Genomic DNA, 13,476 nt, shown 5'->3' with positions numbered 1-13,476 from the left:
CGGGCAATGAGGCGTTGATTACACCGCCGTCTGGAAGATCACCCCGTCCGCTTTCTCGGTGTACTGAGAGAGCTGGTCGAAGTTCAGATAGCGATAGGTATCCACCGCGGTCTTATCTACCTGCGACACGAAGGTCTGGTACTCTTCCGGCGTTGGCAGTTTACCAATCAGCGCTGCAACCGCCGCCAGCTCCGCAGAGGCCAGGTAGACGTTTGCACCGGTACCTAAACGGTTCGGGAAGTTACGGGTAGAGGTGGAGACCACCGTCGCACCGTCAGCCACGCGCGCCTGGTTACCCATACAGAGGGAACAGCCAGGGATTTCGATACGCGCCCCGCTCTTACCAAACACGCTGTAGTAGCCCTCTTCCGTCAGTTGAGCCGCATCCATACGGGTTGGCGGCGCCACCCACAGACGGGTTGGCAGCTGGCCTTTATGGGTATCCAGCAGTTTACCGGCAGCACGGAAGTGACCGATGTTGGTCATGCAGGAGCCGATGAACACTTCGTCGATATTGTCGCCCTGAACGTCAGAGAGCAGACGCGCATCGTCCGGGTCGTTCGGCGCACAGAGGATTGGCTCTTTGATGTCAGCCAGGTCGATCTCGATCACCGCGGCATATTCTGCATCGGCGTCGGCTTCCAGCAGCTGTGGATCTGCCAGCCATTTCTCCATGCCCTGAATACGACGCTCCAGGGTACGGCGGTCACCGTAGCCTTCAGCAATCATCCACTTGAGCAGCACGATGTTGGAGGTCAGGTACTCGATAATCGGCTCTTTGTTGAGCTTGATGGTACAGCCCGCAGCGGAACGCTCGGCGGAAGCATCGGTCAGCTCGAACGCCTGCTCCACTTTCAGATCCGGCAGACCTTCGATCTCCAGAATGCGGCCAGAGAAGATGTTCTTTTTGCCTTTCTTCTCAACGGTCAGCAGGCCCTGTTTGATGGCGTACAGCGGGATCGCATGGACCAGGTCGCGCAGGGTGATGCCCGGCTGCATTTTGCCTTTGAAACGCACCAGCACCGATTCCGGCATATCCAGCGGCATCACGCCTGTTGCAGCCGCAAAGGCCACCAGACCGGAGCCCGCCGGGAAGGAGATCCCAATCGGGAAGCGGGTGTGGGAGTCACCACCGGTACCGACGGTATCCGGCAGCAGCATACGGTTCAGCCAGGAGTGGATCACGCCGTCACCCGGACGCAGGGAGACACCGCCACGGTTCATGATGAAGTCTGGCAGCGTGTGGTGGGTGGTCACGTCAACCGGCTTCGGATAGGCCGCGGTGTGGCAGAAGGACTGCATCACCAGGTCAGACGAGAAGCCCAGGCACGCCAGGTCTTTCAGTTCGTCACGGGTCATTGGACCGGTGGTGTCCTGAGAGCCCACGGAGGTCATCTTCGGCTCGCAGTACGCCCCCGGACGGATACCGGCTACGCCGCACGCGCGACCAACCATTTTCTGCGCCAGAGAGTAACCACGGTTGCTTTCCGCCACGTCTTTCGCCTGACGGAACACGTCTGAATGCGGCAGACCCAGCGCTTCACGCGCTTTGGTGGTCAGGCCACGACCGATGATCAGCGGGATACGGCCACCAGCACGCACTTCGTCGATCAGCACGTCGGTTTTCAGCCCGAAGCTCGCCAGCAGCTCGTTGGTTTCGTGGTTACGCACTTCGCCTTTGAACGGGTAAACGTCAATCACGTCGCCCATGTTCAGGTTAGAGACATCCACTTCAATTGGCAGTGCGCCCGCATCTTCCATGGTGTTGAAGAAGATAGGCGCGATTTTGCCGCCGAGGCACAGGCCACCACCGCGCTTGTTCGGCACGTGTGGGATATCATCACCCATGAACCACAGCACGGAGTTGGTCGCGGACTTACGGGAAGAGCCGGTACCGACTACGTCACCGACGTACGCCAGCGGGAAGCCTTTTTTCTGCAGGGCTTCGATCTGTTTGATCGGGCCGACAACGCCTGGCTGATCCGGCTCAATGCCTTCGCGGGCGTTTTTCAGCATCGCCAAAGCGTGCAGTGGGATATCCGGGCGTGACCACGCATCCGGCGCCGGAGAGAGGTCATCGGTGTTGGTTTCGCCAGTCACCTTGAAGACGGTAACGGTCATTTTTTCCGCCAGCGCAGGGCGGCTCAGGAACCACTCGGCATCGGCCCAGGACTGCATCACCTGCTTCGCGTAGCTGTTGCCCGCTTTGGCTTTCTCTTCTACGTCGTAGAAGTTATCGAACATCAGCAGCGTGTGGGACAGGGCTTTGGCGGCGCCAGGCGCCAGCGTGTCGCTGTCCAGGGCATCAATCAGCGGATGAATGTTATAACCACCCTGCATGGTGCCGAGCAGTTCAATGGCTTTTTCAGGAGTAACCAGTGGGGACGTTGCTTCGCCTTTGGCAATCGCAGCAAGGAAACCGGCTTTTACGTAGGCAGCTTCATCTACGCCTGGCGGTACGCGGTTGATCAACAGATCTAACAGGAATTCTTCTTCGCCTTTTGGCGGATTCTTCAGCAGCTCGACGAGCGCGGCCATTTGGGTTGCATCTAACGGTTTGGGTACAATCCCCTCGGCGGCACGTTCTGCTACGTGCTTACGGTATTCTTCTAGCACGACGGTTCTCCTCGCTCTCATTGTCATATGCGGCGGGCGTTCTCTTCACGCTCCTGTGAGACAGCAGTTTGTAGGGTATATGCCCGATACCGCGTCGGGCAGCATAGCAGGATTTTCAGACAGTGTTAATCCGTTTACAAAAAAGCAACATTAAATTGTTTGCTGAATCGTTAAGCATGGTATAGCAGCGAGGCGGGACGAATTTCGGGCACAAAAAAACCGCCCTGAGGCGGTTAGTTTGTTGCCTTGCGGTGGTAGCACACCGGGTTGGCAGATTTGCGGCAAAGTCCCAACGAGAAAGATTTTGCTACCAGGCCTGCTCATTTGCAACTCTGTCACTCACTTTTGCGTAGCGTTATCCAATTTCGGATGAAGCCGCATGTCATTGTCTCTTTCCGCTTCTGAGCAAAATATTAATCCGCTATTGTTTGTATCGGCCTGCTTCGCTGGTGTAGCAACCAGTCACCGGGCCCGGGAGCAGTTCCGTAACCTACGTGGCAAAGTCCCAATTTGCCTGGTTCTGCCTTTCCCGGTGGAGAATGAACCCGCGTAGCCTGCAAAGGAACGCACGCAATGGAGATGCGAATCTATGCGCTGATCGTTGTGACCGGTTTACTGCTTACCGCGCTGCACGGTGGCTGGAGCATATCCGACATCACAGTGCTGTTTGTCATTAACCTCGGCAACTAGCTACTGGCCGCTCGCAAGAGCGGCCATTTGAAACCCCGGCGCGTTTTTCGCTATCCAGTATAATCTGTGTAATAACTGCTCACACTCTTTATCCGGTCATTCGGCGCGGTTCCCAGTTTAAGTCAAAAAAGTCATCCCCGGGTGCATATACTCGCGACAACGTAAATGCCTCACGGCCTCGCTTTCGTCGGAGTCTTATTATGAAGTTGACCTTTAAGCCACATCTGCTTGTTCTCCTGTGTAGCGCCGGGCTGTTAGCCGCATCTGGCGTCGTCTACGTAAATAGCCGCGCGCCGGAGACCGTCACTCAGCCACCACAGCCCGCGCCGACAGCGCAAGCCGCACCGGTGCCTGCTCCCACGCAGCCAGCCCCGGTGGTCTATACCGCCGCGCAAATCGACCAGTGGGTGGCGCCCATCGCCCTCTATCCCGACACCCTGCTGTCGCAGATTCTAATGGCGGCGACCTACCCGACGAACGTGATACAGGCGGCCCAGTGGTCCCGTGACAACCCACGTATGCAGGGAGATGCCGCGATACAGGCCGTTGCAGGGCAACCCTGGGATCCCAGCGTAAAATCGCTGGTCGCCTTCCCGCAGCTGATCTCCCTGATGGGCGAAAATCCGCCGTGGGTACAGAATCTGGGCGATGCGTTCCTCGCGCAGCCGAAGGACGTGATGGACTCCGTTCAACGCCTGCGCTTGCTGGCGCAGCAAACCGGGGCATTACAATCGACGCCCCAGCAGACTGTCACCACCGTGACAAAACCTGCGCCCGCGAAAACCACCACCCGCGAGTCGGACACATATACTCCCCAGGCAAACCCAACGGTGATCAAGATAGAATCGGCCGATCCGCAGGTGGTTTACGTCCCCACCTATAACCCTAATACCGTGTACGGTACCTGGCCGAACACCGCCTATCCGCCGGTCTATTTGCCCCCTTCTCCCGGCGAGCAATTTACCAACAGTCTGGTTAAAGGGTTAGGCTTTAGCCTGGGGGTAGCAACAACCTACGCCATCTTCAGCAATATTGACTGGGACGACGACGACTGGGATCACCATCACCACGATGATGACTGGGATCATCACGGCGGCTATAACCGCAACGGTGATAATAATATCAATATCAATGTAAATAATTTCAATAAGATAAGTGGCGAACATCTGACTGACGCTAACCGCACCTGGCAGCATAACCCGGCCTACCGTGAGAACGTGCCCTATCCGACGAACCCGCTTAACAACCGTTTTCACGCCACAAATACGGTAACGGGGCTCAGTTCCACACAACAAAAAACGGTCAATCGCGATAGCCAGCGTCAGGCTGCCCTGAGCCAAATGGAGAAGTCGACGGGCAAAACCTTCCCACAGACAGTCCATTCCGGAAACAGAGATACGCAGCGTCAGGTCTCGAATCAACAGTTAAAACAGCTATCTCAACGCAACAACTTCCGTGGCTACGATACCCAACCGCAGACCACACACAGAGCAACCATGCGGCATCAGATAACAACCCAGGGACAAGAGAAACGGGTTTCACACCCTGCGCAACAGCGCAGCGTACATGCCCTGCCCACCCGCGCAAATGCGTTAAGCGGCAACGACAGCCGTTCCGCCAGCTGGCAAGCGCAACAGCAGCGCGGGGCGCAGAGCAGACAGATAGCAGCTCAACATCAGCAGCTACGGCAGATGCCTGCCGGGCGGGTTGAACACCGTGAATTCCGTCATCGTTAAGGGAGCCGACATGAAAAGCAAACTACTCTGTGGAATGGTGTTGTTCATGGTTTCAGCCACAACGATGGCGCAGCAATCCTTCAACACGCCAGACCAGGCGACCGATGCCCTGGCAAGCGCCATCCGGGAGCAAAATGAAAGCGCAATGAATAATCTGCTGGGGGATAACTGGCGCGATTTTCTGCCACCTGAAGGGGTCGAGCCTGATGCCGTCGATCGCTTCCTGCGTGACTGGAAAGTCCGGCACAATACGATCATCGAGGGCGATACGGCACATCTTGTGGTCGGAAACAGCGACTGGCAGCTGCCGATCCCGGTTGTCAAAACCGCTGCTGGCTGGCAATTCGACATCAAGGAGGGGGCCGAAGCGATCCTGACCCGTGAGATTGGACGCAACGAGTTGGCCGCCATCGAAGCGCTGCATGCCTATGTGGATGCGCAGGAGCGCTATTACGCCCTTACCACACACTATGCGCAGAAGATTGTCAGCAGCGAGGGCAAAAAAGATGGCCTCTACTGGCCTGTGCAGCCTGGCGAAGCGCCCAGCCCGCTCGGCCCGGCCTTCAGCCCGAAAAAGCCTGGTCAGGGGTATCACGGCTATCACTTCCGCATTCTGCCGGACAGTCAATCAGGCTTTGCGATGATCGCCTGGCCGGTGAGCTACGGCGAGACCGGGGTAATGAGCTTTATGATTAACGGCGACGATCGGGTCTGGCAGGCGAATCTGGGCGAGAAGTCAGCGGAGGAAGCGAAAGCGATCCCGACGTTTAACCCGGACGATCGCTGGCAGCAGGTCGCGCAGTAAGTTTTCAGAATAAAAAAAAGCGGCTCAGGAGCCGCTTTTTTCATGCCGGAAGAAAATTATTTCTTCTTCGCTTTCGCGTTTGGCAGGTCGGTGATGCTGCCTTCAAACACTTCTGCCGCCAGGCCAACAGACTCGTGCAGAGTAGGGTGAGCGTGGATGGTCAGCGCGATGTCTTCAGCGTCACAGCCCATTTCGATCGCCAGACCGATCTCACCCAGCAGCTCGCCGCCGTTGGTACCGACAATTGCACCACCGATCACGCGGTGAGTCTCTTTGTCGAAGATCAGTTTGGTCATACCGTCTGCGCAGTCGGAAGCGATAGCACGGCCAGAAGCAGCCCACGGGAAGGTGGCGGTTTCGTAGCTGATGCCTTTCTCTTTCGCTTCTTTCTCGGTCAGACCGACCCATGCCACTTCTGGCTCGGTATAGGCGATAGATGGGATCACTTTCGGGTCGAAGTAGTGCTTCATACCGGCGATAACTTCTGCGGCAACGTGACCTTCGTGAACACCTTTGTGCGCCAGCATTGGCTGACCGACGATATCGCCGATAGCAAAGATGTGCGGCACGTTAGTGCGCAGCTGTTTATCAACACGGATGAAACCACGGTCGTCAACTTCCACGCCCGCTGCACCTGCATTGAGGTTTTTACCGTTCGGCACACGACCGATCGCCACCAGCACCGCGTCGTAACGCTGCGCTTCAGCAGGGGCTTTTTTGCCTTCCATGGAAACGTAAATACCGTCTTCTTTCGCTTCAACGGCAGTCACTTTGGTTTCCAGCATCAGGTTGAATTTCTTGCTGATGCGTTTGGTGAAGACTTTAACGATGTCTTTGTCAGCAGCCGGGATAACCTGGTCGAACATCTCAACCACGTCAATGTCTGAACCCAGCGCATGGTAAACGGTACCCATTTCCAGACCGATGATACCACCGCCCATAACCAGCAGGCGTTTTGGTACTTCTTTCAGCTCCAGCGCATCGGTGGAGTCCCACACGCGCGGATCTTCATGTGGAATGAATGGCAGTTCGATCGGACGGGAGCCCGCCGCGATGATCGCGTTGTCGAAGTTGATCACGGTTTTGCCGTTTTCGCCTTCCACTTCCAGGGTGTTGGCCCCGGTGAATTTACCCAGACCGTTAACCACTTTCACTTTACGGCCTTTAGCCATACCCGCCAGACCGCCGGTCAGCTGATTGATGACTTTCTCTTTCCAGGTACGGATTTTATCGATATCGGTTTTCGGCTCGCCGAAGACGATACCGTGTTCAGCCAGCGCTTTAGCTTCTTCGATAACTTTCGCTACGTGCAGCAGCGCTTTAGAAGGGATACAGCCGACGTTCAGACAAACACCACCCAGGGTGTTGTAGCGTTCTACGATGACGGTTTCCAGACCTAAATCAGCGCAACGGAAGGCAGCAGAATAACCTGCCGGGCCTGCCCCAAGTACCACGACCTGAGTTTTGATTTCAGTACTCATCATGACCTCTTATTGATTTCCGGCGGTCCAGGTACTTTGTCGCCCTTCATCCACCGGGACGTTCTATCCGCCCGCAGTTTACAAAATTGTTAACAATTTTGAAACAACAAACGGCTCACGAATTTCCGCTTTCGCCAATAACCTCACGAACTGCATGAGATTAACAGAAAAAAGCCGGCCGTCAGGCCGGCTTTTTTACTTACATCACCAGGCGGCGAATGTCGCTCAGCATGTTGTTGATGATGGTGATAAAGCGCGCACCATCAGCACCGTCGATCACGCGGTGGTCGAAGGAGAGAGAAATTGGCATCATCAGACGCGGCACAAACTCTTTGCCATTCCACACCGGCTCCATCGCGGACTTGGAGACACCCAGGATCGCCACTTCCGGCGCGTTCACGATCGGCGCGAAGTGGGTGGTACCCAGGCCGCCGATGCTGGAGATGGTGAAGCAGCCGCCCTGCATTTCGCCGGCAGTCAGCTTACCATCACGCGCTTTCTTGGAGATGGTGGTCAGTTCACGAGACAGCTCGGTAACGCTCTTCTTGTTCACGTCTTTGAAGACCGGAACAACCAGACCGTTTGGCGTATCAACCGCAACACCGATGTTGATGTATTTCTTCAGCGTCAGCTTCTGGCCATCTTCGGACAGGGAGCTGTTGAAGCGTGGCATCTGCTCCAGGGCAGCGGCAACGGCTTTCATGATGAAGACCACTGGGGTGAATTTCACGTCCAGTTTACGCTTCTCAGCTTCGGCGTTCTGCTGTTTACGGAACGCTTCCAGATCGGTGATATCGGTTTTATCGAAGTGCGTAACGTGCGGGATCATTACCCAGTTACGGCTCAGGTTAGCACCAGAGATTTTCTGGATACGGCCCAGTTCCACTTCTTCAATTTCGCCGAACTTGCTGAAGTCCACTTTCGGCCAAGGCAGCATGCCCGGGATACCGCCACCGGTGGCAGCAGCAGGTGCCGCTTCAGCGCGTTTAACCGCTTCTTTCACGTAAGCCTGAACGTCTTCGCGCAGGATACGACCTTTACGGCCAGTTCCTTTCACTTTCGCCAGGTTCACACCGAATTCGCGCGCCAGGCGACGAATCAGCGGAGTCGCGTGGACATAAGCGTCGTTCTCAGCGAACTCAGATTTGCCTTCCGCTTTAGCAGCCGGAGCCGCAGCAGGTTTAGCCGCCTGAGCCGGAGCAGCAGCAGGTGCTGGCGCAGCAGCGGCAGCCGGAGCAGCAGCAGGCGCAGCGCCTTCCACTTCGAAGACCATGATCAGGGAACCGGTAGAGACTTTGTCGCCGGTGCTGATTTTGATCTCTTTAACGGTACCGGCGAATGGCGCAGGCACTTCCATGGAAGCCTTGTCGCCTTCAACGGTGATCAGTGACTGTTCAGCGGCAACTTTGTCGCCCACTTTTACCATCACTTCGGTGACTTCAACTTCGTCACCACCGATGTCCGGTACGTTAACCTCTTTCGCACCGCCAGCCGCAGCTGGAGCAGCCGCAGGTGCCGGAGCAGCAGCCTGAGCTGGTGCGGCAGCAGGCGCGGCGCCTGCCACTTCGAAGACCATGATAAGGGAGCCAGTAGAGACTTTGTCACCGGTGTTGATCTTGATCTCTTTAACGGTACCGGCGAACGGCGCCGGAACTTCCATAGAGGCTTTGTCGCCTTCTACGGTGATCAGGGACTGCTCAGCCGCAACGGTATCGCCCACTTTCACCAGGATCTCAGTGACTTCAACTTCGTCACCGCCGATGTCAGGCACGTTCACTTCTTTCGCTGCCGCGGCAGCTGCTGGAGCAGCGGCGGCCGGAGCGGCTTCTTTCTTCTCTTCCTGCGCAGGTGCAGCTGCTGCTGCACCGTCGGCGGAATCGAAAATCATGATCAGTTTGCCCGTCTCGGTTTTATCGCCAACAGAGACTTTGATCTCTTTAACGATGCCAGCCTGAGGAGACGGAACTTCCATAGAGGCTTTGTCGCCTTCTACGGTGATCAGCGACTGTTCAGCTTCAACTTTGTCGCCCACTTTGACCAGGATCTCGGTGATTTCAACTTCATCAGCCCCGATGTCCGGTACATTGATTTCGATAGCCATTATTCTTTTACCTCTTACGCCAGACGCGGGTTAACTTTTTCTGCATCGATGTTGAATTTGGTGATTGCGTCCGCAACCACTTTCTTATCGATTTCGCCACGTTTAGCCAGTTCGCCCAGGGCTGCTACAACCACGTAAGAAGCATCAACTTCGAAGTGGTGACGCAGGTTTTCGCGGCTGTCAGAACGACCGAAGCCGTCAGTACCCAGTACGCGATAATCATCAGCTGGAACGTAAGTACGAACCTGCTCTGCGAACAGTTTCATGTAGTCAGTAGATGCTACGGCCGGAGCGTCGTTCATCACCTGAGCGATGTACGGAACGCGCGGAGTTTCCAGCGGGTGCAACATGTTCCAGCGCTCACAATCCTGGCCATCACGCGCCAGTTCAGTGAAGGAGGTTACGCTGTACACGTCGGAGCCCACACCGTAGTCTTTCGCCAGGATCTGCGCTGCTTCACGAACGTGACGCAGGATAGAACCGGAGCCCAGCAGCTGAACTTTACCTTTGCTACCTTCAACGGTTTCGAGTTTGTAGATACCTTTACGGATACCTTCCTCGGCGCCTTCCGGCATGGCCGGCATGTGGTAGTTTTCGTTCAGGGTAGTGATGTAGTAGTAAATGTTCTCTTGCGCTTCACCGTACATGCGCTGCAGACCGTCATGCATGATGACTGCCACTTCGTACGCGTAAGACGGATCGTAAGAGATACAGTTCGGGATAGTCAGAGACTGAATGTGGCTGTGACCATCTTCGTGCTGCAGACCTTCGCCGTTCAGGGTCGTACGACCGGAAGTACCACCGATCAGGAAGCCGCGAGCCTGCTGGTCGCCTGCCTGCCAGCACAGGTCGCCGATACGCTGGAACCCGAACATGGAGTAGTAGATGTAGAACGGGATCATCGGCAGGTTGTTGGTGCTGTAAGAGGTCGCAGCAGCCAGCCAGGATGCGCCTGCGCCCAGCTCGTTGATACCTTCCTGCAGGATCTGGCCTTTCTCGTCTTCTTTGTAGTATGCAACCTGCTCACGGTCCTGCGGGGTGTACTGCTGGCCGTTCGGGCTGTAGATACCGATCTGACGGAACAGACCTTCCATACCGAAGGTACGCGCTTCGTCCGCGATGATTGGTACCAGACGATCTTTGATCGACTTGTTCTTCAGCATCACGTTCAGGGCACGCACGAAGGCGATAGTGGTAGAGATCTCTTTGTTCTGCTCTTCCAGCAGCTGAGAGAAGTCTTCCAGCGCTGGCAGTTCCAGTTTCTCAGTGAAGTTCACCTGACGGGACGGCAGGTAGCCGTTCAGTTTCTGACGCTGCGCGTGCAGATAGGTGTGCTCTTCAGAACCTTCCGGGAAGGTGATGTAGGAGAGGTTTTCAACCTGCTCGTCGGTCACTGGAACGTTGAAACGGTCGCGGATATAACGCACGCCGTCCATGTTCATTTTCTTAACCTGGTGCGCGATGTTTTTACCTTCGGCAGTGTCACCCATGCCATAACCTTTAACGGTATGAGCCAGGATGACGGTTGCTTTGCCTTTGGTTTCCTGCGCTTTTTTCAGTGCAGCGTAGACTTTCTTCGGATCGTGACCACCACGGTTCAGGGCCCAGATCTGCTCGTCAGTCCAGTCTGCAACCAGGGCTGCGGTTTCAGGATATTTACCGAAGAAGTGCTCACGAACATAGGCACCATCTTTGGATTTGAAGGTCTGGTAGTCACCGTCAACGGTTTCGTTCATCAGCTGGATCAGCTTACCGCTGGTATCTTTACGCAGCAGCTCGTCCCAACGACCGCCCCACATCACTTTGATAACGTTCCAGCCAGCACCTGCGAAGATGCCTTCCAGTTCGTTGATGATCTTGCCGTTACCGGTTACCGGACCATCCAGACGCTGCAGGTTACAGTTGATGATGAAGCAGAGGTTGTCCAGCTTCTCACGAGTCGCGATGGTGATCGCGCCTTTGGATTCTGGCTCATCCATCTCGCCGTCGCCCAGGAAGGCGTAAACGGTCTGCTGAGAGGTATCTTTCAGGCCACGGTGTTCCAGATATTTCAGGAATTTAGCCTGGTAGATCGCACCGATTGGGCCCAGACCCATGGAAACGGTCGGGAACTGCCAGAATTCTGGCATCAGTTTCGGGTGCGGATAAGAAGAGAGACCTTTACCGTGAACTTCCTGACGGAAGTTGTTCATCTGCTCTTCAGTCAGACGACCTTCTAGGAACGCACGTGCGTAGACGCCCGGAGAGATGTGACCCTGGAAGTAAACCAGGTCGCCGCCATCTTTTTCAGTGCGCGCGCGGAAGAAGTGGTTAAAGCACACTTCATAAACGGTTGCAGAGGACTGGAAGGATGCCATGTGGCCACCCAGCTCCAGATCTTTTTTGGATGCGCGCAGAACGGTCATGATGGCGTTCCAACGGATTGCAGAACGGATACGGCGTTCCAGATCCAGATTGCCCGGGTATTCCGGTTCGTCTTCAACGGCAATCGTGTTTACGTAGTTGTTAGCCCCTGCACCTGCAGCTACTTTCACGCCGCCTTTGCGGGCTTCAGAAAGCATCTGTTCAATCAGATACTGAGCGCGCTCAACACCTTCTTCACGGATGACCGATTCGATCGCCTGTTGCCAGTCGCGGGTTTCGATCGGATCCACGTCATTTTGGAGACGTTCTGACATGGGGGTATTCCTTATCTATCTAATACGTTGATTTGTCTGGAACCTGTCCCATTGCATTTTCGCCAGAAAACGCAATAAGACAGGTTCTGCGTTTAGTTGCCGCGCTCTAAAAAACTGGCGCTTAATCCTTTCGTTGCTGTATGCGGCGTAATGAACGTTCGCGACGCGACTGTTCACGGCTGCGGTCCAGCAAGATTTCCTCAATGAAAGCCAGGTGACGGTGCGACGCTTCACGCGCCTGCTCCGGCTCCCCGGCCATTATCGCCTCGAATATTCGGGTGCGATGGTTGCTGACCAGCGGAAGCATCTCCCGGCGGGCATACAACAATTCAAAATTCTGACGAACGTTCTGGGCAAGCATTGGCTCCATGCAGCGTAGCAGATGGAGGAGCACCACGTTGTGGGCCGCTTCAGTGACGGCGATTTGATACTGGACGACGGCGTCGGACTCGGCGTCAAGATCGCCGGATTCCTGAGCCCGTTCGATGGCCTGATGCAGTTCGCGGATGCGCTCGCGATCGGCATCATTGCTGCGCAGCGCCGCGTAATAAGCCGCGATGCCTTCAAGCGCGTGACGGGTCTCAAGCAGATCAAACTGGGATTCTGGGTGGTCGGAGAGCAGCTCCACTAACGGGTCGCTGAAACTCTGCCACAGGCTATTTTGCACAAAGGTTCCGCCACCCTGGCGACGAAGCAGCAGGCCCTTGGCTTCAAGGCGTTGGATCGCCTCACGCAGCGAGGGACGGGAAACGTCGAACTGTTTAGCCAGTTCGCGTTCAGGTGGTAGTTTTTCACCGGGGCGCAGGGTCCCCTCAAGGATCAAAAACTCCAGCTGCTGCTCAATCACATCGGATAATTTTGGTTGGCGAATTTTGCTGTAGGCCATATTCCCTGTCTTACGCCTTTTTGCCCGGAGTCAATTGGTCTTACCAATTTCATGTTCGTATCGCTAAAGTAACAAAGTATTCACCTTGTGTCCATATTGGTTTTGATTGAAATCATTAAACCCTGCTTATTTTAACAACCTTACAGAAATAACGTTTCAAAAGTGTAACTCTGCACAAATGAATTGATTACCCCGAAAGAGGCAGTTTTAACTTTATTGAAACGGTGAAAAGTGCGATCTGAACCGATTTAGCGGAGTAAAAAATGAAAATCTGCCCACTTATGGCGCATTTTTATTCTATAGGTTGATAAAGGGACTTAAACGGGACGATTTACAAATGCTTTCTTTTTATTCGAACTCGCTTTCTCCTCGCATAAAGCAGGTGCATTCGCCGTCGCTTACCACTATTCTTCCGAATACGGAAGACACAGCCGGTTATTTCAGCCAATTGAACCGTAAACTAATAAATACATGAAATGGAAT

Annotated in this window: 7 protein-coding genes; 2 read left to right on the top strand and 5 right to left on the bottom strand. The window is 55.1% G+C overall.

Annotated features, from left to right (window positions below; translation table 11 throughout):
- Positions 1-18: 18 nt before the first annotated feature.
- Positions 19-2,616, bottom strand: a complete 2,598-nt coding sequence (acnB, locus tag C3406_RS16735; RefSeq protein ID WP_103823271.1) for a bifunctional aconitate hydratase 2/2-methylisocitrate dehydratase — start codon at positions 2,614-2,616, stop codon at positions 19-21.
- A gap of 890 nt (positions 2,617-3,506) precedes the next feature.
- On the opposite strand from acnB, the gene C3406_RS16725 reads away from it, so the two are divergent.
- Positions 3,507-5,042 (top strand): DUF3300 domain-containing protein, encoded by a 1,536-nt coding sequence (locus tag C3406_RS16725; protein WP_103823270.1) that lies wholly within the window; start codon positions 3,507-3,509, stop codon positions 5,040-5,042.
- A gap of 10 nt (positions 5,043-5,052) precedes the next feature.
- Positions 5,053-5,847 carry a DUF2950 family protein gene (locus C3406_RS16720; protein WP_103823269.1) on the top strand — a complete coding sequence of 265 codons (795 nt, stop codon included), beginning with the start codon at positions 5,053-5,055 and terminating at the stop codon, positions 5,845-5,847.
- A 56-nt stretch (positions 5,848-5,903) separates the two neighbouring features.
- Here the strand turns inward: C3406_RS16720 and lpdA are convergent, their stop codons facing one another.
- The 4 genes from lpdA to pdhR form a co-directional block, all read right to left on the bottom strand.
- The gene (lpdA, locus tag C3406_RS16715; RefSeq protein ID WP_103178294.1) at positions 5,904-7,328 is read right to left on the bottom strand and encodes a dihydrolipoyl dehydrogenase; all 1,425 of its coding nucleotides are present in this window, start codon (positions 7,326-7,328) and stop codon (positions 5,904-5,906) included.
- A gap of 199 nt (positions 7,329-7,527) precedes the next feature.
- Positions 7,528-9,429 carry a pyruvate dehydrogenase complex dihydrolipoyllysine-residue acetyltransferase gene (gene aceF, locus C3406_RS16710; protein WP_103823268.1) on the bottom strand — a complete coding sequence of 634 codons (1,902 nt, stop codon included), beginning with the start codon at positions 9,427-9,429 and terminating at the stop codon, positions 7,528-7,530.
- A gap of 14 nt (positions 9,430-9,443) precedes the next feature.
- On the bottom strand, positions 9,444-12,107 hold the full coding sequence (aceE, locus tag C3406_RS16705) for a pyruvate dehydrogenase (acetyl-transferring), homodimeric type (RefSeq protein WP_103178292.1): 2,664 nt from the start codon (positions 12,105-12,107) through the stop codon (positions 9,444-9,446).
- Positions 12,108-12,228: 121 nt separating this feature from the next.
- On the bottom strand, positions 12,229-12,993 hold the full coding sequence (gene pdhR, locus C3406_RS16700; RefSeq protein ID WP_039030352.1) for a pyruvate dehydrogenase complex transcriptional repressor PdhR: 765 nt from the start codon (positions 12,991-12,993) through the stop codon (positions 12,229-12,231).
- Between the last annotated feature and the right edge of the window lie 483 nt (positions 12,994-13,476).

This window comes from Leclercia sp. LSNIH8, from assembly GCF_002920195.1.
Lineage (GTDB): Bacteria > Pseudomonadota > Gammaproteobacteria > Enterobacterales > Enterobacteriaceae > Enterobacter.
This window is presented reverse-complemented; position numbering and strand designations above follow the sequence as displayed.

Bases quoted from the DNA above. Each gene is read 5' to 3' on its own strand.
- C3406_RS16725 (WP_103823270.1), top strand. From the start codon at position 3,507: ATGAAGTTGACCTTTAAGCCACATCTGCTTGTTCTCCTGTGTAGCGCC.
- C3406_RS16720 (WP_103823269.1), top strand. From the start codon at position 5,053: ATGAAAAGCAAACTACTCTGTGGAATGGTGTTGTTCATGGTTTCAGCC.
- lpdA (WP_103178294.1), bottom strand. From the start codon at position 7,328: ATGAGTACTGAAATCAAAACTCAGGTCGTGGTACTTGGGGCAGGCCCG.
- aceF (WP_103823268.1), bottom strand. From the start codon at position 9,429: ATGGCTATCGAAATCAATGTACCGGACATCGGGGCTGATGAAGTTGAA.
- aceE (WP_103178292.1), bottom strand. From the start codon at position 12,107: ATGTCAGAACGTCTCCAAAATGACGTGGATCCGATCGAAACCCGCGAC.
- pdhR (WP_039030352.1), bottom strand. From the start codon at position 12,993: ATGGCCTACAGCAAAATTCGCCAACCAAAATTATCCGATGTGATTGAG.